The sequence below is a fragment of the Mesoflavibacter zeaxanthinifaciens DSM 18436 genome (assembly GCF_000422365.1).
GTDB classification, from domain to species: domain Bacteria; phylum Bacteroidota; class Bacteroidia; order Flavobacteriales; family Flavobacteriaceae; genus Mesoflavibacter; species Mesoflavibacter zeaxanthinifaciens.
This window is the reverse complement of sequence record NZ_AULQ01000008.1, coordinates 1-23,785: the sequence shown is the minus strand read 5'-3', so window position 1 is coordinate 23,785 and position 23,785 is coordinate 1. Positions and strand designations below refer to the sequence as shown.

The 23,785-nt window shown below is 32.7% G+C and carries 20 protein-coding genes; 12 read left to right on the top strand and 8 right to left on the bottom strand.

The features are described from left to right. Positions 1-33: 33 nt before the first annotated feature. The 5 genes from H574_RS0108525 to H574_RS14410 form a co-directional block, all read right to left on the bottom strand. Positions 34-585 carry a hypothetical protein gene (locus H574_RS0108525; protein ID WP_027880173.1) on the bottom strand — a complete coding sequence of 184 codons (552 nt, stop codon included), beginning with the start codon at positions 583-585 and terminating at the stop codon, positions 34-36. Positions 586-600: 15 nt separating this feature from the next. After that, entirely contained in the window at positions 601-2,118 is a 1,518-nt protein-coding gene (locus H574_RS0108520; protein ID WP_027880172.1) for a helicase HerA-like domain-containing protein, read from the bottom strand. Positions 2,119-2,204: 86 nt separating this feature from the next. After that, positions 2,205-2,897: a hypothetical protein gene (locus H574_RS0108515; protein WP_027880171.1), complete on the bottom strand. Its 693-nt coding sequence runs from the start codon at positions 2,895-2,897 to the stop codon at positions 2,205-2,207. A gap of 28 nt (positions 2,898-2,925) precedes the next feature. Further along, entirely contained in the window at positions 2,926-3,666 is a 741-nt protein-coding gene (locus H574_RS14415; protein ID WP_051169863.1) for a hypothetical protein, read from the bottom strand. A gap of 7 nt (positions 3,667-3,673) precedes the next feature. Beyond that, positions 3,674-4,450 (bottom strand): hypothetical protein, encoded by a 777-nt coding sequence (locus tag H574_RS14410; protein ID WP_051169862.1) that lies wholly within the window; start codon positions 4,448-4,450, stop codon positions 3,674-3,676. Positions 4,451-4,616: 166 nt separating this feature from the next. On the opposite strand from H574_RS14410, the gene H574_RS0108500 reads away from it, so the two are divergent. The 10 genes from H574_RS0108500 to H574_RS0108450 all read left to right on the top strand — a co-directional run bounded on the left by H574_RS0108500 (position 4,617) and on the right by H574_RS0108450 (position 17,501). Continuing rightward, a complete protein-coding gene (locus H574_RS0108500) occupies positions 4,617-5,246 on the top strand; it encodes a 7-carboxy-7-deazaguanine synthase QueE (protein WP_027880170.1) in 630 nt (209 codons plus the stop codon). A 67-nt stretch (positions 5,247-5,313) separates the two neighbouring features. Further along, positions 5,314-5,862, top strand: a complete 549-nt coding sequence (locus H574_RS0108495; protein WP_027880169.1) for an HNH endonuclease — start codon at positions 5,314-5,316, stop codon at positions 5,860-5,862. A 186-nt stretch (positions 5,863-6,048) separates the two neighbouring features. Next, on the top strand, positions 6,049-7,713 hold the full coding sequence (gene asnB, locus H574_RS0108490; protein ID WP_027880168.1) for an asparagine synthase B: 1,665 nt from the start codon (positions 6,049-6,051) through the stop codon (positions 7,711-7,713). Between the two features lie 316 nt (positions 7,714-8,029). Beyond that, a complete protein-coding gene (gene gyrB / locus H574_RS0108485) occupies positions 8,030-9,967 on the top strand; it encodes a DNA topoisomerase (ATP-hydrolyzing) subunit B (protein ID WP_027880167.1) in 1,938 nt (645 codons plus the stop codon). A gap of 206 nt (positions 9,968-10,173) precedes the next feature. Beyond that, on the top strand, positions 10,174-11,100 hold the full coding sequence (gene mdh, locus H574_RS0108480) for a malate dehydrogenase (protein ID WP_027880166.1): 927 nt from the start codon (positions 10,174-10,176) through the stop codon (positions 11,098-11,100). 129 nt (positions 11,101-11,229) lie between these two features. Further along, on the top strand, positions 11,230-11,883 hold the full coding sequence (locus H574_RS0108475; RefSeq protein ID WP_027880165.1) for a DUF4412 domain-containing protein: 654 nt from the start codon (positions 11,230-11,232) through the stop codon (positions 11,881-11,883). Between the two features lie 115 nt (positions 11,884-11,998). Then, positions 11,999-12,625, top strand: coding sequence for a hypothetical protein (locus H574_RS0108470; RefSeq protein WP_027880164.1), 627 nt, complete (start codon positions 11,999-12,001; stop codon positions 12,623-12,625). Between the two features lie 129 nt (positions 12,626-12,754). Continuing rightward, positions 12,755-15,763: a protein translocase subunit SecDF gene (gene secDF / locus H574_RS0108465; protein WP_027880163.1), complete on the top strand. Its 3,009-nt coding sequence runs from the start codon at positions 12,755-12,757 to the stop codon at positions 15,761-15,763. Positions 15,764-16,059: 296 nt separating this feature from the next. Beyond that, positions 16,060-16,986: a prolipoprotein diacylglyceryl transferase gene (lgt, locus tag H574_RS0108455; RefSeq protein ID WP_027880162.1), complete on the top strand. Its 927-nt coding sequence runs from the start codon at positions 16,060-16,062 to the stop codon at positions 16,984-16,986. After that, positions 16,986-17,501 (top strand): DUF192 domain-containing protein, encoded by a 516-nt coding sequence (locus H574_RS0108450; RefSeq protein ID WP_027880161.1) that lies wholly within the window; start codon positions 16,986-16,988, stop codon positions 17,499-17,501. Before lgt ends, H574_RS0108450 begins: the two co-directional genes overlap by 1 nt. 23 nt (positions 17,502-17,524) lie before the next feature. Here the strand turns inward: H574_RS0108450 and yidD are convergent, their stop codons facing one another. From yidD to folE, 3 genes are read right to left on the bottom strand one after another with little or no spacing between them, the layout of a single operon-like run. After that, entirely contained in the window at positions 17,525-17,764 is a 240-nt protein-coding gene (gene yidD / locus H574_RS0108445; protein WP_027880160.1) for a membrane protein insertion efficiency factor YidD, read from the bottom strand. Between the two features lie 42 nt (positions 17,765-17,806). Next, a complete protein-coding gene (cysS, locus tag H574_RS0108440) occupies positions 17,807-19,291 on the bottom strand; it encodes a cysteine--tRNA ligase (protein ID WP_027880159.1) in 1,485 nt (494 codons plus the stop codon). 8 nt (positions 19,292-19,299) lie between these two features. Next, complete coding sequence (folE, locus tag H574_RS0108435) at positions 19,300-19,986, bottom strand: GTP cyclohydrolase I FolE (protein ID WP_027880158.1); 687 nt, start codon at positions 19,984-19,986, stop codon at positions 19,300-19,302. A 195-nt stretch (positions 19,987-20,181) separates the two neighbouring features. Here folE and H574_RS0108430 point away from each other — a divergent pair, with 195 nt between their 5' ends. Together H574_RS0108430 and H574_RS14095 are read left to right on the top strand one after the other, a co-directional pair. Beyond that, positions 20,182-20,655, top strand: coding sequence for a hypothetical protein (locus tag H574_RS0108430; RefSeq protein ID WP_027880157.1), 474 nt, complete (start codon positions 20,182-20,184; stop codon positions 20,653-20,655). Between the two features lie 35 nt (positions 20,656-20,690). Further along, on the top strand, positions 20,691-23,785 hold a 3,095-nt coding region (locus H574_RS14095), incomplete at its 3' end, for a PKD domain-containing protein (protein WP_155912627.1).

Sequence of the window (23,785 nt, the reverse complement as noted above, 5' to 3'; positions counted from 1 at the left end):
TTATTTTATTTCTATTGAAGGTGAAATACTGGTTTACCATCCAATCATAAAATGTTTGATTTTTGCTTTGCTAGGTATGTTAGCAGGTTCTATAGTTTTTGTGATGTCAAATTTAAATTCTGCAGGCAAATCGTTTTTATCAAATAAAAACATCATTTTACTTCCTTTTACAAAAACTGAAGCACTTTTAAACGAGTTTTGAATTTTAGAAATTGTATAATTTTTTTCTATATCTTCAAAAGTACTTAAGTTATTTACTCCTTTTTCTGTTTGATATCTTGGGTCTTTAAATTTTACTATTGAAATAGTTGAGGTACTATCTAAAACTTGTTTTGGAGTTATTGAAAGTAAATGTTTTCCGCCTGTTTCATAAACTTCTATTGTGTTTACAGAACCAGCAAACTCATCACCAGCTATTGGTTTTACAATTGAGTCTTTAGCAAAAATGATATCTAAATCTTTTATTTGAGTACTGTCGGTAAGCATTCCTATGTTTTGTTCTTTAACTAAAAACGGATCTGCTTCATTTTTACAAGAAGTTGCTAATATAGCAATGGTACTTAAGGCTAATATTGTTTTTTTCATATACATTTTAAATGTTTATTTGATAACTTTTTTTAGTATACCAAAAGCGGCTCTAATAAATGTAGCGCTAGTTAATACTTTTATAATTGGGTTTTGTCTTGTACTTTTTCTGGTTGAGGTTTTTCTAGATGCTTTTTCTTTTGCTTCTCTTTCTTCTTCTTTTGCTTTAGCTATTTCTGCTTTTTCAATTTTTTTGTTAAGCATTTCGTAAGCACTTTCTCTATCAATATTTTCGTTGTATTTTAAAACTAATTTAGAGTCGTCTAATAAATTTTGTAATTCGGTGTTAGTTAAAACGTCCATTCTACTCATTGGAGCACGCATCATAGTAGCGGCTAATGGTGTTGGCCTTCCTTTTTCGTTTAAAGCAGATACTAAAGCTTCTCCTGTTCCTAAAGCAGTTAAAACTTCTGCGGTATCATAATAATCGGTATCAGGATAATTTTGTGCTGTTAGCTTAATTGCTTTTCTGTCTTTTGCTGTAAATGCACGTAAAGCATGCTGAATTTTTAATCCTAATTGACCTAAAACGCCTTCAGGCACATCTGTTGGGTTTTGTGTGACAAAATAGATTCCAATACCTTTACTGCGTATTAGTTTTACAATGCTTTCTATTTGATTAAGTAAGGCTTTAGAGGCTTGGTCAAAAATTAAATGCGCCTCGTCTATAAACATGATTAATTCAGGTTTGTCTGCGTCACCCTTTTCTGGAAAAGTTTCGTAGATTTCTGCTAATAAGCTTAACATAAATGTAGAAAACAATTTGGGCCTATCTTGTATGTCTGTTAATCTAATAATATTTATATAACCACGACCATCTCGTGTTGTACGTACCAAATCTTCTACATCAAAACTTTTTTCTCCAAAAAATAGATCGCCGCCTTGTTGCTCTATTTCTATTATTTTTCTAAGAATTGCACCTGTAGACGCTGTACTTATTCTTCCATAAGCTTCTTTAAATTCTTCTTTACCTTCGTCGGTAGCGTATTGTAATATTTTTTTAAAATCTTTTAAGTCAAGTAAGGGTAATTTGTTATCATCGCAGTATTTAAAAATTACAGCAACGATACCAGCTTGGGTTTCTGTTAAATCTAAAATTCGTGAGATTAGAACAGGACCAAATTCACTAATGGTCGCACGAAGTCTTACACCATCTTGCTCCGAAAGACTCATAATTTCAACAGGAAAACTTTTTGGTTCAAAAGTTAATCCTATTTTTTCCATACGTTCGTCAATTTTAGGGTGACCAGGACTTGGTTGTGCAATACCGCTTAAGTCTCCTTTTATGTCCATTAGTAAAACAGGTACGCCTTTTTCGCTTAAATTTTCGGCTAAGACTTGAAGTGTTTTTGTTTTACCTGTCCCTGTTGCTCCTGCAATTAAACCATGTCTATTCATGGTTTTTAGAGGTACGTTTACATAAGCGTTTTGTAAAGTCTGTCCATTTAAGATAGCAGATCCTAATGTGATAAAATCACCTTTACAGGTGTTTCCGTTGACAATGTGATTAAAAAATTCTTCTTGATTACCCATAGTACTAAATTTGGATAAAAGTAAAGCAAAAAACAAGAAGAAAAAAATAAGCTAATAAGCAAATATTAACAGTTTGTAAGGCTTTATTAGTCCAGTTTGGTGATCCCTATATTAGCAAATTTAGCATTAATAGTATTGCCGTTATTATTAATTACATATCTAATAGTTACAACATCATTTGCGTTTACTGGATACATAATAGCGCCGCTTGTTCCCCAATAATCAGAGCTTTGTAATGTTGCAACACCTCTGTTTAAATAACCAACTAAAGTGTTGTTTACTTCTAGAGCTAAAATGTATTTAGTGTTTCCGTTAGGCATATTAGGTGAAGATAATGAAGCTGTAAATAAATAATTTCCAGCTTGAGAAATCTCTATTGTACCATTGCCAGTAACATTAAATACTTCTGAATTATTTGAGATAACATCTGCTGTACCTATTGGAAAGTTTACATAAGTGTTATTTGGTGTGGCTAAAGCATTATTGTTATTAGGAAAGTTTCTGTTAATAATCAATGTACGACTAGATTGTGGAGACCAGACATTATTTTTAAATACATAATAAGAACTTGTTGTTGTATTATATACCATAGCTCCTTCTAGAGGCGTAGGTATAGCGTTCATTTCTGTACTAGTCATTCTTGGTGGTACAAAAGCACCAGTCGTACTATCTATCTGCAAAACAGATCCATCATCAGGAGTAGAGGTGTTTATTCCTACTTGAGAAAAAGATAAAGTAAAATTAATTGAAAAAAATAATATTATAAGAAAAGGTTTCATTGCAATTAATTTATTTTGGGAGATTTATTTATAGTATTTTTTCTATATAAAAATTAGTGCTACCTGATGATCTTAGGTTAACAGCACCAGTGTTTCCTGTTCTTAAAATATCTATACTAATAACATCGCCAGCGTTAACTTGTATAACTTCATTCAGGTTTAAAGTCGTTTCTTCATGACCGTTAGCTCTTCTCATGTATCCAGTAGAAGAAAACGATCCAACTTGAGTGCCATTAACTGAAATATACATTTCTGGAGCTTTTCTTGCACTAGTACTTGTTGATATAATACTTGCATTAACTAGTATTTCATATCTTCCGGTTTCATTGACAGTTACTGTATGATTTACATTGTCTATAACGTAAAGCGAAGTATTATCGTTCCATTCTGCAAGCCCAAAAACAGGTAAATGTATAGCTGTATTGTTATTAATATTTGTTGTAATATCTACATTACTGTATTTGGTAGACTGTCCAGGAGATGCTGTTGACGTTGCTGTAATACTTAATGCTTCCCAATTAGGTGTTGCGGATGTATTAGTATTGATTTGTATTTCATCGCTATCCGTGTTATATATAATCAAACCATTTGCTGGGTTGATAATGGCATCTCTTTCGGCACTAGTCAACCTTGGTAAAAGAACACCTTTTTCATTACTGTCAATGTCTAAAATTGCAGATTGATCAGGGTTTGAAGTATTTATTCCTACTTGAGCAAATACAAAAGGTGATAAACAAATAAAGGCAATTTGAAAAAATATTTTTTTCATAATTTCTTTATTTGTAGGCTTCAAAAATAACAACTAAATTATCAGCATGTCGATCTACATTAATAGTGAAACCGTTAGCGTTAAAGCTTACAATTGAAGCAGAAGTTATACCTAAATTGTTTCCGTTATTATTAGTATATCTTACCCCAATACAATGAGATGAAGACGCGAATCTTGAGATGTTGTTTATAGAAGAACCTGATCCGCCTACAAAAATTAATTGTTCAGAGATTACTCCAGAATAATTTGTTGCAATACCAGTCATGCTTCCAAAAGTATTTGCTAGTGTGCCTGTGTTATTCCCAACTTGATTGTCATTATTTAAATCATAGGTTTCAACATTAGGATAAGCTGTAAATTTTACTTGAGAAGGCTCAAAAGGTAAACCAGAAATGGTAACATTACCTGTACCTGTAATTCTAAATTTACCAAAATGAGTTGTTCTTCCTAAATAAACACCATTGTCAGATCCACTAGTTAATTGGTTTCCTGCATCTGTGCTTACACTTGGGTTATTGTTTACAGATGTCCAAATAGGAGCAGTACTTATACCTATATTAAATTGAAGCTTGTTTTCATCAGTATTAAAGATAATAAGTCCGTTAGCAGGATTTGCAATTGCATCTCTTTCTACAGAAGTCATTCTAGGAAACAGTACACCTTTATCAGAACTTTCAATGTCTAAAATTGAAGAATTATCTGGATTTGAGGTGTTTATTCCAACTTGAGAGAAAGATAAAACTGAAGTTAGTAAAACTAAAACTAAGATGTTAATTTTTTTCATGACTATTAATTTACGCTTGTAAAAATAAACTTACATATTCCTTTTACGAAATTACAAGCCGCTTGGTTTCAGGTTTTTCGTTGATTTGTAAGAATAATTAGACGAAATGTTGATTAAGCAAAAATCTTCAAGCGATATTTAGCTATTTGTCTTACTTTTGTACGCTATGAAGCAAGAGATTCAAGATTTAGTAAACAAAGGTTTAATGCTTCCATTAATGGAAGAATTTTATACCATACAAGGAGAAGGATATCATAAAGGCACAGCAGCTTACTTTGTAAGAATAGGTGGTTGTGATGTTGGTTGTCACTGGTGTGATGTTAAAGAAAGTTGGATTGCAGATCTACATCCACCTACAAAAACTGAGACTATTGTTGCTAATGCAAAAAAATATAGCGATACAGTTGTTGTTACCGGAGGAGAACCTTTAACTTGGGACATGACAGAGCTTACAAAACAATTAAAAGAAGAAGGTTGTAAGATTCATATTGAAACATCAGGTGCTTATGAGCTAACAGGACAATGGGATTGGATATGTTTATCTCCAAAAAAGATGAAATTACCTACAAAAAAAGTTTACGAGAAAGCTGACGAGTTAAAAGTTATAATTTACAATAAAGATGACTTTAAATTTGCAGAAGAACAAGCCTCTAAAGTCAACGATAACTGCATTTTATACATGCAACCAGAATGGAGTAAAAGAGATAAAATGATACCATTAATTGTAGATTACGTAATGGCAAATCCTAAATGGAAAGTGTCATTACAAACACATAAGTATCTCAATATCCCTTAAAATTAGTAACTTAGCAGCAAGCTATTAATCATAATGTATATTATTAAGTGTGTAAATGTAATACAATATGATTAGAAATCACTACAACGAAAAATGGAAAGACATTGTTTTTGATAATGATATTTCCGAACAAATGACATTTAAAATATCTAACTACGGTAGACTAATAAAAGTAGTTAACGGTGAAGATGTTTTAATAGAAAAACAATATTCTATAAACGGCTATAATACAGTATCTGTTGTTAAAAAGAAAGGGACAAAAACAGCTAGATACATTCATAAAATTGTAGCTCAACATTTTTTAGAAAAACCTGAAGATGCTAAGTATGTTATTCATTTAGATTATAACAAAATGAATAATAAAGTAGAAAACCTAAAATGGGCAACTAAACGAGAAAAAGAACTTCACCAATTCAAAAATCCCGATTACATTGCAAAAAATAGTGTTATCAAATACTCTAAGCTAACAGAAACACAAGCTATGCGCTTAAAGAAAAAACTATTAGACCCTAATAGGCGTACACGTTTAAAAATTCTAGCTAAGCAGTTTGGTGTTTCAGAAATGCAATTGCATCGTATAAAAACTGGTGAAAATTGGGGACATCTAAAAGTTTAATTTATTTAAACTCACACATTTTAACTAAAAATTGAAATAGTCTATCTTAAAATTTCATTTTTTATAAATTTTTTAAATTAAAATTACACTTTGTAAGCATAATAAGTATTTGTGTTTTAATACTGAAACATAAAACTAATATTTGTTATATCAATTAGTAATTAACGAATTTAAAATATTAAGATTATGTGTGGAATAGTATGTGCTTTCGATTTAAAACAGAAAAGCGAAGATTTAAGACCTCAAATATTAGAAATGTCTAAAACCATTCGTCATCGTGGACCAGACTGGTCTGGTATATACAGTGACGATAAAGCTATATTGGCGCACGAACGTTTAGCTATTGTAGATCCAGCATCAGGAAAACAACCATTGTTTAGTCCTGATAAAAAACTGGTTTTGGCTGCTAATGGCGAAATCTACAACCATAGAGAGTTACGTAAGCAATTTGACGGTAAGTATAACTTTCAGACCGAAAGTGATTGCGAAGTCATCTTAGCACTTTACAAAGAAAAAGGTGTTGATTTTGTAGATGAAATGAACGGAATATTTGGTTTTGCAATTTATGATGTTGAAAAAGACGAATATTTTATAGCAAGAGACCATATGGGAATTATTCCATTGTATATAGGTTGGGATCAAAACGGAACCTTTTATGTGGCTTCAGAGTTAAAAGCTTTAGAAGGTATTTGTACTAAAATAGAATTATTTCCTCCTGGTCACTACATGTCAAGTAAAGATGGCGAGTTTGTTAAATGGTGGAATAGAGATTGGCGAGACTACGATAGCGTAAAAGATAATGAAACTAGTATAGCAAAAGTAAAAGACGCTCTAGAAGCAGCTGTAAAAAGACAGTTAATGAGCGATGTGCCTTATGGAGTTTTATTATCTGGTGGATTAGATAGTTCTGTAACTTCTGCAATTGCAAAAAAATATGCGCAATTACGTATAGAGAGTGATGATAAACAAGCAGCATGGTATCCGCAACTACATAGTTTTTCTGTTGGATTAGAAGGCTCTCCAGATTTAGCAGCAGCACAAAAAGTAGCAGATCATATTGGTACTGTTCATCATGAAATTAAATTTACAATTCAAGAAGGTTTAGATGCTATAAAAGATGTAATTTATAATATAGAAACCTACGATATTACCACTATTCGTTCTTCAACACCAATGTATTTAATGGCAAGAGTAATTAAATCTATGGGAATCAAAATGGTGCTTTCGGGTGAAGGAGCAGACGAGATTTTTGGAGGTTATCTATACTTTCATAAAGCGCCAAATGCTAAAGAGTTTCATGAAGAAACAGTTCGTAAAATAGATAAATTACATATGTATGATTGTTTACGAGCAAACAAAAGTTTAGCAGCTTGGGGAATTGAAGGTCGTGTTCCATTTTTAGATAAAGAATTTATGGATGTGGCAATGAGTTTAAATCCACAAGACAAAATGATTAATGGAGAACGTATGGAAAAATGGATTATCCGTAAAGCATTTGAAGATATGTTACCAGAAAGCGTTGCGTGGAGACAAAAAGAACAATTTAGTGACGGTGTTGGTTACAGCTGGATAGATACTTTAAAAGAAGTAGTAGAAAGAGAAGTTAGTGACGAGCAAATGGAAAATGCAAAATACCGTTTCCCAATCCAAACACCACAAAACAAAGAAGAGTTTTATTATCGTTCTATTTTTGAAGAACACTTCCCAAGTGATGCTGCAGCATTAAGTGTACCACAAGAGGCAAGCGTAGCATGTAGTACAGCAACAGCTTTAGAATGGGATGAAGCATTTAAAAAAATGAATGAACCATCAGGAAGAGCAATAGCAAACGTTCACAACTCAGCATATTAATAAATAAAAGTATAGAATATTAATTATTTTTAGCTCTAAAATCTCGCTTCTGCGGGATTTTGTGTTTTTTTGAAAAAAATGAAATAAAAAAAATGACTAAAATCCATTTTAAGACACTTTTTAGCGCTTTTAAGACGTTTTTAGGTTTTTAACAATTGTTGATAATTTTAAGGCTAAGTAGATAAAAAAGCTTGAAAAAGGGCTTTTATTTCGTATATTTGTTTGTACTCATAAGAGGCGCTAAAGCGTCTTTTTTTATGTGTATAACTTTCTTTCAAAAAGAAAATTAAAAAGCAAATAACTAATAATTCGATATATGAGCGAAGAAAATAAAAAACAGTATTCCGCAGACAGTATTCAGGCATTAGAAGGAATGGAGCACGTACGTATGCGTCCTTCAATGTATATTGGAGATGTTGGAGTACGAGGTTTACACCACCTAGTATACGAGGTTGTGGACAACTCGATTGATGAAGCTTTAGCAGGACACTGTAACAATATTACAGTAACTATTAACGAAGACAACTCGATTACAACAGAAGATGACGGACGTGGTATTCCTGTAGATATTCATAAAAAAGAAGGGATTTCTGCATTAGAAGTTGTAATGACCAAAATTGGAGCAGGTGGTAAGTTTGATAAAGACTCATACAAAGTATCAGGTGGTTTACATGGTGTAGGTGTAAGTTGTGTTAACGCGTTATCAGAACACTTAAAAGCAACAGTACATCGTGATGGTAAGATTTGGGAGCAAGAGTACGAAAGAGGAAAAACACTTTACCCTGTAAAAGCTGTTGGCGATACAGATAAAAGAGGTACAATTGTAACCTTTAAACCGGATCCAGAAATATTTAAGCAAACATTAGAGTATAGTTATGATACTTTAGCTAGCCGTTTACGTGAGTTGGCTTACTTAAATAAAGGAATAACTATTCATTTAATAGATAAACGTGCCAAAAAAGAAGATGGTAATTTTGAAGGAGAAACATTTCATTCAGAAGAAGGTCTTAAAGAGTTTATCAAGTTTTTAGATGGAAATAGAGAGCCTTTAATGCAAGAAGCTATTTCTTTTGAAGGAGAAAAAAATGGAGTGCCTGTTGAGGTTGCCATGATTTACAACACAAGTTATGCCGAGAATTTACACTCTTACGTAAATAATATTAATACACACGAAGGTGGTACACATTTATCAGGTTTTCGTCGTGGATTAACACATACCCTAAAAAAATATGCAGATGAATCTGGAATGTTAGATAAATTAAAATTTGACATTGCAGGAGACGATTTCCGTGAAGGACTTACAGCTATTGTTTCTGTTAAAGTAGCAGAACCACAATTTGAAGGTCAAACAAAAACAAAATTAGGTAACCGTGAAGTTTCTGCATCTGTAAGTCAAGCGGTTTCAGAAATGTTAACCGATTATCTAGAAGAACATCCAGATACAGCCAAGACCATAGTGCAAAAAGTGATTTTAGCAGCTCAAGCACGTCACGCTGCTCAAAAAGCGCGCGAAATGGTACAGCGTAAAACAGTGATGAGTATTGGTGGTTTACCTGGTAAATTATCAGACTGTTCAGAGCAAGATCCAGCTCAATGTGAAGTGTTTCTTGTTGAGGGAGATTCCGCAGGTGGTACTGCAAAACAAGGAAGAGATAGAAAGTTTCAAGCTATTCTACCATTAAGAGGTAAAATCTTAAACGTAGAAAAAGCAATGACACATAAAGTTTTTGAAAACGAAGAAATTAAAAACATTTTCACAGCTTTAGGTGTAACTATAGGTACAGAAGAAGATAGTAAAGCTTTAAACCTTTCTAAATTAAGATATCATAAGATTGTAATTATGTGTGATGCCGATATTGATGGTAGTCACATTGCAACATTAATCTTAACATTTTTCTTTAGATACATGAAAGAATTAATCGAAGCTGGTCACGTATACATAGCAACGCCGCCACTTTACTTAATTAAAAAAGGTGCTAAGAAACAATATGCTTGGAATGATAAAGAACGTGATGCAATCGTTAAAGAATTTGGAGAATCTTCAAAAATTCAAAGATATAAAGGTCTTGGAGAGATGAATGCAGAACAACTTTGGGATACAACAATGAATCCAGAATTTAGAACATTACGTCTAGTGCAAATAGATAATGGTACAGAAGCAGATCGAGTATTTTCTATGCTAATGGGAGATGAAGTTCCGCCACGTAGAGAATTTATAGAGAAGAATGCTATTTATGCAAATATAGATGCTTAATTAGATATTTAAAATGAATATTAAAAACACCTGAAAATTATATTTCAGGTGTTTTTTTTGTTTTATACAAAATAATTTTCTGTAAAAGTTAACAGATTAGTTTTAAGCTTAATTTAACCTAATATTTTGATGTTTTCGGTTAATTCTTTGGGTTAAATTGTTAAATTTGTAGGATAAATTAATTAACACAATTAAAAATATATAACATGAAAGTAACAGTAGTTGGTGCAGGTGCAGTTGGTGCAAGTTGTGCAGAGTATATTGCTATTAAAAACTTCGCTTCAGAAGTTGTTTTATTAGACATTAAAGAAGGTTTTGCAGAAGGTAAAGCAATGGATTTAATGCAAACAGCATCTTTAAATGGTTTTGATACAAAAATTACAGGTGTAACAAACGATTATTCTAAAACAGCAGATAGTGATATTTGTGTAATTACATCAGGTATACCTCGTAAGCCAGGTATGACTCGTGAAGAGTTAATAGGCATCAATGCTGGTATTGTTAAATCTGTATCTTCTAGTCTTATAGAGCAATCTCCTAATACGATCATAATTGTAGTTAGTAACCCAATGGATACTATGACTTACTTAGTGCACAAAACTACAGATTTACCAAAAAACAGAATTATCGGTATGGGTGGAGCTTTAGATTCTGCACGTTTCAAGTATAGACTAGCAGAAGCTTTAGAGTGTCCAATTAGCGATGTAGACGGTATGGTAATTGGAGGACATTCAGATAAAGGTATGGTGCCATTAACATCTCATGCTACAAGAAATAGTATTAAGGTTTCAGAATTTATTTCAGAAGAAAGATTAAATCAAGTAAAAGAAGATACTAAAGTAGGAGGAGCAACATTAACTAAGTTATTAGGGACTTCTGCATGGTATGCACCAGGAGCAGCTGTATCTGGATTAGTTCAAGCAATTGCTTGTGACCAAAAGAAAATGTTTCCATGTTCAACTTTATTAGATGGAGAATACGGATTAAATGACTTATGTATTGGTGTTCCAGTAATTTTAGGACGCAACGGAATTGAAAAAGTTGTAGAGATTGAACTTAGCGATGCAGAAAAAGCACACATGAAAGAAAGTGCAGAAGGTGTGTCTAAAACTAATGGTTTATTAGAATTATAAGATTTTATTAAATAATACAACTAAGCCTCATAAAGTTTTTACTTTATGAGGCTTTTTTATTTTATAAAACTTGTATTAATTAAAAACAATTTCAGTACATTACAACATTCAATAATTAAAAATAAAATAATGAAAAAATTAATTTTTATACTTCTAGCATCATTCAGTTTAGTAAGTGTTGCTCAAGAAGAATTAAAAGAAGGAGTAATCTCTTCAAAAATGACAATGTCTAGTGATAATGCAGAGATGAACTCGCAATTACAAATGATGGGCGAAACTAAAATTACGACATATTTTACAGAAGATAGAGTAAGAGCAGAAACTAGTAGCCCAATGTCTGGTGAGTCTATTACAATAGTAGATAAGGAAAAAGAAAAAGTTTTAACCTTAATAAGCTCTCCAATGTACGGTAAAAAATATACAATGACCGATTATGAAGCACCAGAAGACTTAGGCGATGATATTAAAATTACTAAAGGAGATCAAACAAAAACTATTTTAGGATATGATTGCCAACAATACAATGTAACAATGAAAGCTGATGGTGTAGATATGACTATGGAGATATTTGCTACAGATCAAATTAAAGCTCAAACTCAAGAAACGTCTCAGTTTGGAGACGAGTTAGATGGTTTTCCTTTATTTATGAAAATAAACGTACTTCAGCAAGGTATGAAAATGACCTTGTTGTACGATGTTACAGAAGTTAAAAGCGAGGCTGTTCCAAATGAGTTATTTAATTTAACTCCACCAGAAGGTTATTCTAAAATGGAGGATCAGTAAAGATTTGTTTTATAAAATTTAAATAAAAAAAGAGTAACATTCGTTGCTCTTTTTTATTTGTAAAAAACCTCAAAATCAGCCTTTTTAAAGACTTAATTTTTTATATTTGGCACTTATGAAAACAAAATGGTACATCAGTGCTCTAATTGTTGTTCTAGCTGTATTTGGAGTTTTACAAAACCAAGCTTCTTTACCAAATCAAGAAGTACATATTCGTTTTGAAGATCAAACAGTAACGTTAGAACAATCAGAACAAACAATTGCTTTAATACAAGAGCAATTGCAGGCTATTGATGTTACTAATATAGTTGTAGAAAAGGACGCTAATGACCAATTAAAAATAAGTTATCACAGTAACTTAGATGTTGTTGTTATTAAGTCTTTACTTTCAAAAGCATTACAGATAGAGATAGCATCAGGCTATTTAAATTTAGAAGAAAATCAAAGTAATCTACCTAAAAAAACTAGCAAAAAAGGATTTGATTTTGATGTTTATGAGATTAAAACGTCTTCAAAAAATCAAAATAATTCTGCTGGAAAAAGTATAATTGTAACTAAGCAAGATTATGATCGTTATTCTAATACAAATCTTCCGTTTTACTTAGATGCTTTTGTAGCAATCGATTTTCTTAATATTTCGGTTTTAAAACAAAATATTTCAAGTCAATACCATTTGACTTTTAGTAATAAAACTTACACTATACCAGAGGTTAGAGCTGGACCTTTTTCATTTCAATCTTAATAAAAAAAAGGAATTCAACCTTAAAAGCTTTTCAGCTTAATAAAATCATTTTAAACATTATAATTGTCAATTATTAAGGGAAAAATTATATTTGCCCGATTTATAAAATTGACCAAAAATTAACAAACAATGCAAAACAAAGGATTAATAAAACTATTTGCAGTTTTATTTGGATTGGTAAGTATTTACCAGCTGTCTTTCACATTTAAAAATAATGCGGTAGAGAGCGAAGCTACACAAGTAGCAGAACAAAAAATAGATGCGTCTGCAGAGGATCGTAGCGCAAAAGTAAACGAATATGCAGCAAGATATTTAGACTCTTTAGCAACATCTAAAGAAAGTGTTTTCTTAGGAAGCGATTACGCTGAAGTTAAAGAAAACTCAATGAAGTTAGGTCTTGACCTTAAAGGAGGTTTAGAAGCTATCTTACAAATCTCTGTAAAAGACATCTTAATTGGTCTTGCAGACGGAAGTACAGATCCAACTTTTAGAAAAGCATTAGATGATGCAGATGAAATTCAGAAAAATAGTCAAAATACATATTTAGAAGATTTTTTTGTTGCTTTTGACGCTATCAAAGGAGATAAAAAATTAGCATCTCCAGATATTTTTGCAACACGTTCTTTAGTAGGCGAGATTGATCTTAATATGTCTGATGACGAGACTAAAGTAGTTTTAGAAACAAAAATAGACGAGTCTATTGTTTCTGCTTTTGAAGTATTACGTAAGCGTATTGACGAGTTTGGTGTAACGTCTCCAAACATCCAACGTTTAGGTAACTCTGGTCGTGTATTATTAGAATTACCAGGTGTTAAAGATGTAGAAAGAGCTACAGATTTAATAACAACAACAGCGCAATTAGAGTTTTGGTATGGTTCAAACTCTCAATTATTTAGTCAATTTTTACTTGATGCTAATGAAGTATTAAAAGCAAAAGAAGGAGAAGCTAAAGCAGATCAAGCAACTGCAGATGAAGAAGAGATGACTGAAGAAGAGCAAGCTATTGCAGACTTAACAGGAGAAGAAGATGAAACAGTTGTAGAAAACAATCCTTTATTAGATCTTTTTGTTGGTCCTGGTTTTGGGGCAACTTTAGCACAAGTTAAAGTAGAAGATAAAGAGCAAGTAGCTAAACTTTTAGCTATGCCAGAGGTAAGAGCAAAATTACCTGCAGAGTTACGTTACACAAAATTTGTATTTGGTAAAGTAGCAGAAGATAGCGAAGTAGTAGATTTATATGTTTTACAAGGAAACAGAGATGGAGAGCCACCATTAAGTGGTGCAGTAGTTACAGACGCGCGTCAAACTTACAATCAAGCAAACAAAGTTGTTGTAAGTATGCAAATGAACAGTAAAGGCGCTAAGATTTGGGAAGAAATGACCGGAGAAGCTTACAAGACTCAAGGTCAAATTGCAGTAGTTTTAGATAACACAGTATACTCTGCGCCAACAGCTTCTAACGGAGCAATTGCTGGAGGTAGTACCGAAATTTCTGGAGACTTTACTTTAAGAGAAGCAACAGATTTAGCTAACGTTTTACGTGCTGGTAAATTACCTGCAAAAGCAGATATTATTCAAAGTAGTATAGTTGGTCCATCTTTAGGTCAAGAAGCTATTGATAGTGGTACAATGTCTTTTGGTATTGCTTTAGCTTTAGTGTTATTATGGATGGTTTTCTATTATGGTAAAGCTGGTATATTCTCAGACATCGCAATGTTATTCAATATCTTATTAATCTTCGGGATTTTATCGGGTATTGGTGCAGTGTTAACATTACCTGGTATTGCTGGTATCGTATTAACAATAGGTATGTCGGTAGATGCTAACGTACTTATTTTTGAACGTATTAGAGAAGAATTAAGTAAAGGTAAAGATCAAAAATCTGCAATTAATGACGGATTTAGTAACGCTTTATCATCAATCTTAGATGCTAACATAACTACAGGTTTAACAGCATTAATCTTATTTGTGTTTGGTACAGGACCAATTAAAGGTTTTGCAACTACATTATTAATCGGTATTGGTACATCTTTATTTACAGCAATTTTTATTACAAGATTATTAATTGACTGGTATGTAAATAAAGGAGGGAAATTAGATTTCTCTACAGGTGTAACTAAAAACTTGTTCAGAAACATTAATATCGAATTCCTTAAAAAGCGTAAAGTAGCTTACATTATTTCAGGAGCTTTATTAATAGTAAGTTTAGGGTCTTTATTTACTAATGGGTTAGATCAAGGTATTGACTTTGTTGGAGGACGTACTACGCAAGTGCGTTTTGCAGAGCCAGTTAGCGCTGTTGAGGTAGAAGAAGCTTTAGCTACACCAGAAGTATTTGGAAGTGCATCTGTAAAAACTGTAGGAGACGAGAATAACTTAAAAATCTCTACAAAATACAAGATTAACGAAACTGCTAACGAAGTAGACGAAGAAGTAAGAGAAAAACTATACAACGCGTTACAGCCATATTTAAACGGTCAATCTTTTGAAGAGTTTAAAGACCTTTCTAAAGCAGACAAACAAGTAGGTATTATGGATCAATACAAAGTAAGTCCATCAATCGCAGATGATATTAAACAAGCATCTTTCTGGGCTGTATTAGGATCTTTAGTAGTGGTATTCTTATATATCTTATTCCGTTTTAAAAGATGGCAATTCTCTCTTGGTGCAGTAGCGGCTGTTTTCCATGATGTTATTATTGTATTAGGTGTATTCTCATTAACATACAAGTTTATGCCATTCTCAATGGAAATTGATCAAGCATTTATTGCAGCAATTCTTACCGTAATCGGTTACTCGTTAAACGATACCGTGGTTGTATTTGACCGTATTCGTGAGTTCTTTAACGAGCATACCAATTGGCCATTTACAGAAGTAATTGACAAATCATTAAGCAGCACATTAAGCCGTACATTAAACACCTCTTTAACAACATTAGTAGTGTTATTAGCTATCTTTATTTTTGGTGGCGAATCTATTAGAGGATTTATGTTTGCCTTAATCGTAGGTGTAATTGTAGGTACATATTCATCATTATTTATCGCAACACCAATCATGTTTGATACTGCTAAAAAAGGAGGCGCAGCAGACGCTTTAAAAAAGAAAGAAGAAGTAATTGATGAGACTGTTGTAAAATAGTTCTTCAAACTCCAAATAATAAAAAAGCCTTTTTGCACTTGTAAAAAGGCTTTTTTTATGCAATTATTTTGGGCGTTACCCACTTTTGCTTTAGGGCAAAAGTGCGTCGGGCTTTCGCTAGTCGCAATCAAAGATGTGCTCCAACAATAGCTCAATCCCTAACGCAACTACTTATAAAATATAAATTGATTTAATATTTTTTCTTATTAAAATACTTTAAGTAATTAATAAACCTGCGTTAATTTCATTTATAACTAAAGCATAAATACTATATTTACAATCGCAAAAAAAATAGTATGTACGCATTAAAATTTGACTGGAATCCAATAACAGGAATAGATATAGCAGGGAACTTCAAAATTCATTTTTATAGTTTAATGTGGATTATAGCATTTGTTTTAGGACATAAAATAATGAGCTATATCTTTAAGCGCGAAAAAATAAAATTAGAATATCTTGATCCTTTATTTATTTACACAGTTTTAGCTACTATGTTAGGTGCAAGATTAGGTCATGTAATATTTTACCAACCAGAACTATTTAGTCAAGACTTTTTAAGCATTTTTCTACCAATACGCACCAAACCAGAATTCGAGTTTACAGGTTTTCAGGGATTAGCAAGTCACGGTGCAGCAATAGGTATTATTATAGGTATGTATTTATACCGTAAAAAATATAATTACAAATCATTAATGTGGATTTTAGATCGTATTGTAATACCTGTAGCTTCTGGAGCTATATTTATTAGAATTGGTAATTTTATAAATTCAGAAATTATTGGTAAAGTAACAGACTCTAGCTTAGGTGTACGCTTTGTGCAAGACTATTATCACAAGTCAGAAATTGTAAAGCTAACAGGTATTCAAGACGTAAAAAAAGCTTACGCAGCAGTAACAGATAACCCAAAATTTGCCACTCTTTTAGAAGCAGTACCGTATCGTCACGCCGCACAGTTGTATGAGTCTTTTAGTTATATTTTTGTGTTTTTAATTCTGTTATATTTTTATTTAAAAACAAATAAAGGAGAACAACGTGGTTTCTTATTTGGTCTGTTTTTAGTATTGCTTTGGACAGTAAGATTTTTTGTAGAGTTTGTAAAAGAAGCCCAAAATCCAGAACGTGCAGATTGGTTGTTAAATACAGGACAATTATTAAGTATTCCGTTTATACTTATAGGCTTATATTTTATGTTCACTTTTAAACCAAAAAAAACTAATATCTAATGAGATTTTACAAGCCACTAATTGTAATTATAGTTTTTGCTATTTGCATTACTTCATGTAAAGAAGAAACGAAAACAATAGAGCAAATTAAAGTTGAATTTAAAAAAGAAGGAGAACTAACTTTCTTTAAAGGTACAACAGATACCATAATTAAAATCTTTGATATAGAGATAGCAAAAACTCCTTACCAAATCCAAACAGGCTTAATGTATCGTGATGGTATGGAAGATAATCAAGGTATGTTATTTGTGTTTCCAGACGTGAGAGAACGTAGTTTTTATATGAAAAACACACGTTTTCCTTTAGATTTAATTTTTATAGATCACAATAAGCGTATTGTTAGTTTTCAAGAAAATGCTCAACCTTTTGATGAGTCATCTTTACCGTCACAAACAAAAGCTCAATTTGTATTAGAGGTTAATGCTGGTGTTGCAGAAAAATTATTGCTAGAAGTTGGTGATAAAATGGACTATTACGAATATAGAATTGTAAAAGATACTATACCTGTTAAGTAATAGCTTAATTTTATATAGAGTTGTTATTCTTTTTCTTTTTTTGGAGGTACTGGATCAAAACCTTTACCACCAAAAGGATGACAGCTAAAAATTCTTTTTATACTTAACCAGCCACCTTTTATTAACCCATGTGTTATCAAAGCTTCTTTAGTGTAATGTGAGCATGTTGGTTGATATCTACATGTATTTGGTGTAAATGGAGATATAAAAGTTTGATAGACTTTTATAAGAAATAAAAAAGGTTTGATAATCAGTTTTTTCATTGTTAAAAATGAAAAATCCTCTCATGTAGAGAGGATTTAATATTAATTTGTAGTAAAGGTTGTACCGTCTTTACCGTCTTTAAGTTTTATGCCTACTTCGGCTAATTCGTCTCTAATTTTATCACTTAAAGCAAAGTCTTTATTAGCTCTTGCTTCTTGACGTAATTTTATTAAAAGCTCTACTGTGCCAGATAATTTGTCAGTACCTGTATTAGTTTGAATAGTATCATCTTTTAATCCTAAAATATCAAAAGTGAAATCGTTAATGGTTTTTGTAAGCGTCTCTAAATCTTCTTTAGTTATTGTTACTGTACCATCTTTTATTTGATTGATATATTTTACAGCTTCAAAAAGGTTGGCTATTAAAATAGGTGAATTAAAATCGTCATTCATAGCTTCAAAACACTTTTGTTTCCAAGCATTAATATCGATGCTACTTTTATCAGAAATTTTTAATTCTGATAAAGACTTAACAGCTTCCATTAATCTGTTATATCCTTTTTCTGCAGCTAATAAACCATCGTTTGTAAAATCTAAAACACTTCTATAATGTGCTTGTAGCATGAAGAAACGAGCAACGCTTGGTGTAAATGCTTTAGTAATATGTGGGTTGTCTCCTGTAAAAATTTCGTTTGGTAAAATAAAATTACCGGTTGACTTTGCCATTTTTTTACCATTCATGATTAGCATGTTAGCATGCATCCAATAGTTAACTGGAGATTTTCCTTTTGCTGCTTGGTTTTGAGCAATTTCGCACTCGTGGTGTGGGAATTTTAAATCCATTCCGCCACCATGTATATCAAAATGTTCACCTAAATATTTAGTGCTCATTGCTGTACACTCTAAGTGCCAACCAGGAAAACCATCACTCCAAGGAGATGGCCAACGCATAATGTGAGCAGGTTCTGCTTTTTTCCAAAGCGCAAAATCTTGAGGGTTTTTCTTATCAGATTGCCCATCAAGTTCACGTGTGTTGTGTATTAGGTCTTCAAGTTTACGCTTACTTAAAATTCCATATTCATTACTTTCGTTGTACTTGTGTACATCAAAATAAACAGAGCCATTTACTTCATAAGCAAAACCATTGTCAATTATTGTTTTAATAAGTTCTATTTGCTCAATAATATGACCTGTTGCAGTTGGTTCTATACTTGGTGGTAAAAAATTAAAAGTATTTAGAATATTATGAAAATCTACAGTGTAACGTTGTACGACCTCCATAGGTTCTATTTCTTCTAAACGTGCTTTTTTAGCAATACGGTCTTCACCTACATCTGCATCATTCTCTAAATGTCCAGCATCTGTAATATTACGTACATATCTTACTTTGTAACCTAAATATTTTAAATATCTAAAAATAACATCAAAAGACATAAATGTTCTAACGTTACCTAGGTGTACATTACTGTAAACAGTTGGTCCACAAACGTACATACCAACGCTACCTTCATGTATTGATTTAAATTGTTCTTTTTCTCCTGTTAAAGAGTTGTATATTTTAATATTTTGGTTTTGGTAAAGTTGCATGATTGATACTAAAATTTAGTCTCTAATTTGATGTAATCTAAAAATTCGCGTTTAGTTTCTTTGTTTTTAAAAGCGCCTCCAAACTCAGAAGTTACGGTGCTACTTTCAATATCTCTAATGCCTCTAGAGTTTACGCATAAATGCTTAGCATCAATAACACATGCTACGTCTTCAGTACCTAAAACATCTTGTAATTCTTTTACTATTTGAATGGTTAAACGTTCTTGTACCTGTGGTCGTTTTGCGTAATAATCTACAATACGATTCATTTTAGAAAGCCCAACTACACTTCCATTAGAAATGTAAGCGACATGAGCGCGTCCTACTATTGGTAACAAATGATGCTCGCAAGTAGAGTATACAGTGATGTTTTTTTCAACCAACATTTCTCCATATTGATATTTGTTATCAAATGTTGACGCGTTAGGTTTTTTATCTGGGTTTAACCCACCAAAAATTTCGTTTACAAACATTTTTGCTACTCGGTTAGGTGTCCCTTTTAGACTGTCGTCTGTTAGGTCTAAACCTAGGGTATTCATTATGTTTGTTACGTCTTTTTTTATACTTTCTATTTTTTCTTTGTCAGAAATTGCAAAAGCATCAGGTCTAAGCGGTGTGTCATGACTTGTGCCTATATGGTTTTCGCCAATAGGATCATTATTGTCTATGTTTTCTACAGAGTTATCAATCTTCATTTATATAAAAAATGTGATGTTTAAAATAGTTTGCAAAGATAATCAATTATTAAAATCTAATAGTTTAATTAAAGTTAATAATTAGCAAGTTTTAAACTTAATAGCATTGAAAAGTAAATTACATTCTTTAATTAACATAATGTTTATTAAAAATTTCTTAATTTTCCGTCTTAATTTATTATTTCAGAAAATACTATGAGACGTATATTATTGCTAATATCTTTTTTTGCGATTGTTTTTACTGTGCAAAACGTTAATGCTCAAAACAATAGAAAATTAAAAACGCAGCCAGTTAAATATGGAGATAATTTAGAAGCTCCTTTTACTGCAAAAGAATTAGGGATGCTTAAAGAAGTTTATCAAGACAAATTAGAAAAATATGTTTTGAGTAGACCACAAAAAATTAAGGATTTAAAACATTTATTAAGAAATAGATTATTAATTACAAAGCTACCTCATTATAACTCAAAAAGTAAAGTGACTTTACTTTCAACAGTTGGTTTGTTCAATAATTATAATAAAGAGCTTAAAAGAGATCAGGTTTTTGATATAAACACATTTAATCCTTTAAAATATAATTTAGAATTTTTTAAAGTTGGTTCTGCGATATACAGAATTGATAATACACAATATTATATTGTTATAAAGGCTCAAAATTTAAAAAAATAACTAGTCGCTAGATTTTACTTTCAAATTATTACAAAATGAAAAAGTTTTTACTTACTATAACTCTATTACTAAACGTTTTTTTTGTGTTTTCTCAAGACATAACTATGCAAACCACAACTGTAAGTCAATGTGGAGGCGTATTTTATGATTCAGGTGGAAGTGCAGGTAACTACGCTAATGATGAAAGTTTTATATTAACTATATGTCCAGATACTCCTGGACAGCAGGTACAATTAGACTTTGTTGCTTTTAGCACCCAAAATGGTACTGATGAAATGACTATTTATGATGGTGATAGTACAGCAGCAAATGCTTTTGGAACATTCTCTGGTGGTGGAGCTTCAGCAAACCCAGGTTTTGTTTCTGCTACACCAAACAATCCAACAGGATGTCTTACTATCGAATTCACATCAGATGCTTCTGCTAATACAACTGGTTGGGAAGCAAATGTATCTTGTTATGAACCATGTCAAACTATTGTTTCGCAATTAGATTCATCTTCACCAGCTCCAAATGGAGATGGATATATAAGAGTTTGTCCAGGAGATCCTATAACATTAAACGGAAGTGCTAACTTTTCTGTAGATGGTACTGGAGCAACGTACGAATGGGATTTAGGAGATGGAAATACAGTTTCTGGTCAAACAGCAACTTTTTCTTACCCTAATCCAGGTGTGTATATTGTGAATTTAAATGTTACAGATACAAATACAGATCCTGATCCATCAGGTTGTAGTAATACCAATTTAATCAATCAAGTTATACAAGTAAGTACAGAGCCTGACTTTACAGGTACTACTGCATCTGCTTCAACAGCATGTTTTGGAGAACAGGTAACCTTAACGGGAGTAGCAAATCAAGTAGAATTTATTAATGATTGTACTCCGCCAGTAAGTGGTACTACATTTTTACCTGATGGTTCTGGAGCCACATACCAAACATGTGTAACAGTTGATTGTTACGAATCTTCATTAACATTAACGGATGTAAATCAAATTGTTGCAATTTGTGTTAATATGGAGCATTCTTATATGGGAGATTTAGATATTAATATTATAAGTCCAAATGGTCAAACAGCTGTGCTTAAAGGTTACCCAGGAGGTAATGGTACATACCTAGGAGGAGCAAATGACGATGGAACTAATACGCCAGGTACAGGCGCAGATTACTGTTTCTCTAGTACAGGGACAGTAACTATAGAAAATGGACCAACAATTACTGCTGGTTCTAATCCTCCAAATAATTCTATTACACCAGGAACTTATCTTCCTGAAGGAAATCTATCTGATTTGTTAGGAAGCCCTTTAAATGGAGATTGGTGTATAGAAATAATAGATAATTTATCAATTGATAATGGTTATATTTTTTCATGGAGTATAGAGTTTGATCCTACATTACAACCTCCAGAATATTCTTTTACACCAGTAACAACATCAGAAGCTTGGGATTCAGACCCTTCTATTGTTAGTACGTCAGGAAACGATATTACTGTTCAGCCTTCTACGCCTGGTCAACATTGTTATACTTACAGAGTTTTAAATGATTTTGGATGTGAATATACAGAGACAGTTTGTATTGATGTTTATCCAGAAGTAGATAATGGAGAACCAGATGATTTATTTATGTGTAATCCAGGAGCGCCACCTTATATTTTTGATTTAACAGAAAATGACACTCCGATATTAGCACCATCAGCAATTCCTTCAGATTTAGTTATAACTTATCATGAAAGTCAGGCAGACGCAGATGCTGATACTAATCCAATACCAACACCAGATACTTACACGACAACAGCTACTTTAGGTAATCCTCAAACTATTTATGTTAGAGTAGAGTATCTAAATACAGGTTGTTATGAGTCTGAAACATTTACTTTAAATATTACAGCTCAACCTACAATCAATCCAGCGTCAGATATGGTAGTTTGTGATAATCCGAGTAATGATGGTGTAGAGCCATTTGATTTAGAGAGTCAGACGCTATTAGTATTAGGGACACAGCCAGCTTCAGATTATGTAGTGACGTATCATAATAGTTTTGCAGAAGCAGATTCAGACACAAACGCATTAACGAGTCCTTATGTAGGTGGACCAAACGAGCCAATCTATGTAAGAATAGAGGCAGCGGGAGATGCGACGTGTTATAGTGCAACTGTGATGCCATTATTTAATTTAATAGTAAATGCCAATGACGATTCAAGTTTTACAGCGACACCAACGTGTGATGGTGCAGTAATGAGTAATGTCGTAACGCCAGGCGGAACCTTTGCATTAACAACCACAGGAGCAACGATAGATTCAGCAACAGGCACAGTAACAGGAGCCGCATCCGGATCGACCCATACCGTAACCTATACAACAACAGGTACATGTCCAACGACAACTACGGTAAACTTTACAGTATTAACAACAGATGATCCAACTTTCACGATGCAACCAACGTGTGATGGAGCTGTAGTAGATAGTTCAGTATCATCAGGCGGAACCTATGCTTTTAATCCATTACCAGGCGACGGAGCGCTAATAGATTCAGGTACAGGAACGATTACAAACGGTACATCAGGCGCAACCTATACAGTAGAACATACTACAAACGGTACTTGTCCAGCATCGACAACAGTAGATGTAACAGTATATCCATTAGAAGACCCAAGTTTTACGGCAACAGCGACTTGTGATGGCGCAACAGTAGCAATAACAGGAGATGTAGGCGGAACGTTTGTGTTAAATCCAGATCCAGGCGCTGGGGTGGTAATAGATGCATCAACAGGAGAAGTAACAGGTGGCGATTACGGTACAACATATACGATAGAATATACCACCGCAGGACCATGTCCAGAAGTAAGCACGCAAACTGTTACAACGTTAACAGAAGATGATCCAAGCTTTACAATGATACCGAATTGTGATGGAGGAACTGTAGATACAGTAGCGATGCCAGGCGGGACGTATACGTTTAACCCAGCAGCACCAGCAGGCGATACTGTACAAATCAATCCATCAACAGGAGAAGTAACGATGGCAACTCCAGGAACAAGTTATACGGTAGAGTACACTACAGCAACCCAATGTCCAGCAACAAGCACATTTGTATTAAATGTATTACCAGCAGACGATTCAAGCTTTACGTT

Coding starts and splice junctions, on each gene's coding strand:
- H574_RS0108525 (WP_027880173.1), bottom strand. CDS start 585: ATGAAAAAAACAATATTAGCCTTAAGTACCATTGCTATATTAGCAACT.
- H574_RS0108520 (WP_027880172.1), bottom strand. CDS start 2,118: ATGGGTAATCAAGAAGAATTTTTTAATCACATTGTCAACGGAAACACC.
- H574_RS0108515 (WP_027880171.1), bottom strand. CDS start 2,897: ATGAAACCTTTTCTTATAATATTATTTTTTTCAATTAATTTTACTTTA.
- H574_RS14415 (WP_051169863.1), bottom strand. CDS start 3,666: ATGAAAAAAATATTTTTTCAAATTGCCTTTATTTGTTTATCACCTTTT.
- H574_RS14410 (WP_051169862.1), bottom strand. CDS start 4,450: ATGAAAAAAATTAACATCTTAGTTTTAGTTTTACTAACTTCAGTTTTA.
- H574_RS0108500 (WP_027880170.1), top strand. CDS start 4,617: ATGAAGCAAGAGATTCAAGATTTAGTAAACAAAGGTTTAATGCTTCCA.
- H574_RS0108495 (WP_027880169.1), top strand. CDS start 5,314: ATGATTAGAAATCACTACAACGAAAAATGGAAAGACATTGTTTTTGAT.
- asnB (WP_027880168.1), top strand. CDS start 6,049: ATGTGTGGAATAGTATGTGCTTTCGATTTAAAACAGAAAAGCGAAGAT.
- gyrB (WP_027880167.1), top strand. CDS start 8,030: ATGAGCGAAGAAAATAAAAAACAGTATTCCGCAGACAGTATTCAGGCA.
- mdh (WP_027880166.1), top strand. CDS start 10,174: ATGAAAGTAACAGTAGTTGGTGCAGGTGCAGTTGGTGCAAGTTGTGCA.
- H574_RS0108475 (WP_027880165.1), top strand. CDS start 11,230: ATGAAAAAATTAATTTTTATACTTCTAGCATCATTCAGTTTAGTAAGT.
- H574_RS0108470 (WP_027880164.1), top strand. CDS start 11,999: ATGAAAACAAAATGGTACATCAGTGCTCTAATTGTTGTTCTAGCTGTA.
- secDF (WP_027880163.1), top strand. CDS start 12,755: ATGCAAAACAAAGGATTAATAAAACTATTTGCAGTTTTATTTGGATTG.
- lgt (WP_027880162.1), top strand. CDS start 16,060: ATGTACGCATTAAAATTTGACTGGAATCCAATAACAGGAATAGATATA.
- H574_RS0108450 (WP_027880161.1), top strand. CDS start 16,986: ATGAGATTTTACAAGCCACTAATTGTAATTATAGTTTTTGCTATTTGC.
- yidD (WP_027880160.1), bottom strand. CDS start 17,764: ATGAAAAAACTGATTATCAAACCTTTTTTATTTCTTATAAAAGTCTAT.
- cysS (WP_027880159.1), bottom strand. CDS start 19,291: ATGCAACTTTACCAAAACCAAAATATTAAAATATACAACTCTTTAACA.
- folE (WP_027880158.1), bottom strand. CDS start 19,986: ATGAAGATTGATAACTCTGTAGAAAACATAGACAATAATGATCCTATT.
- H574_RS0108430 (WP_027880157.1), top strand. CDS start 20,182: ATGAGACGTATATTATTGCTAATATCTTTTTTTGCGATTGTTTTTACT.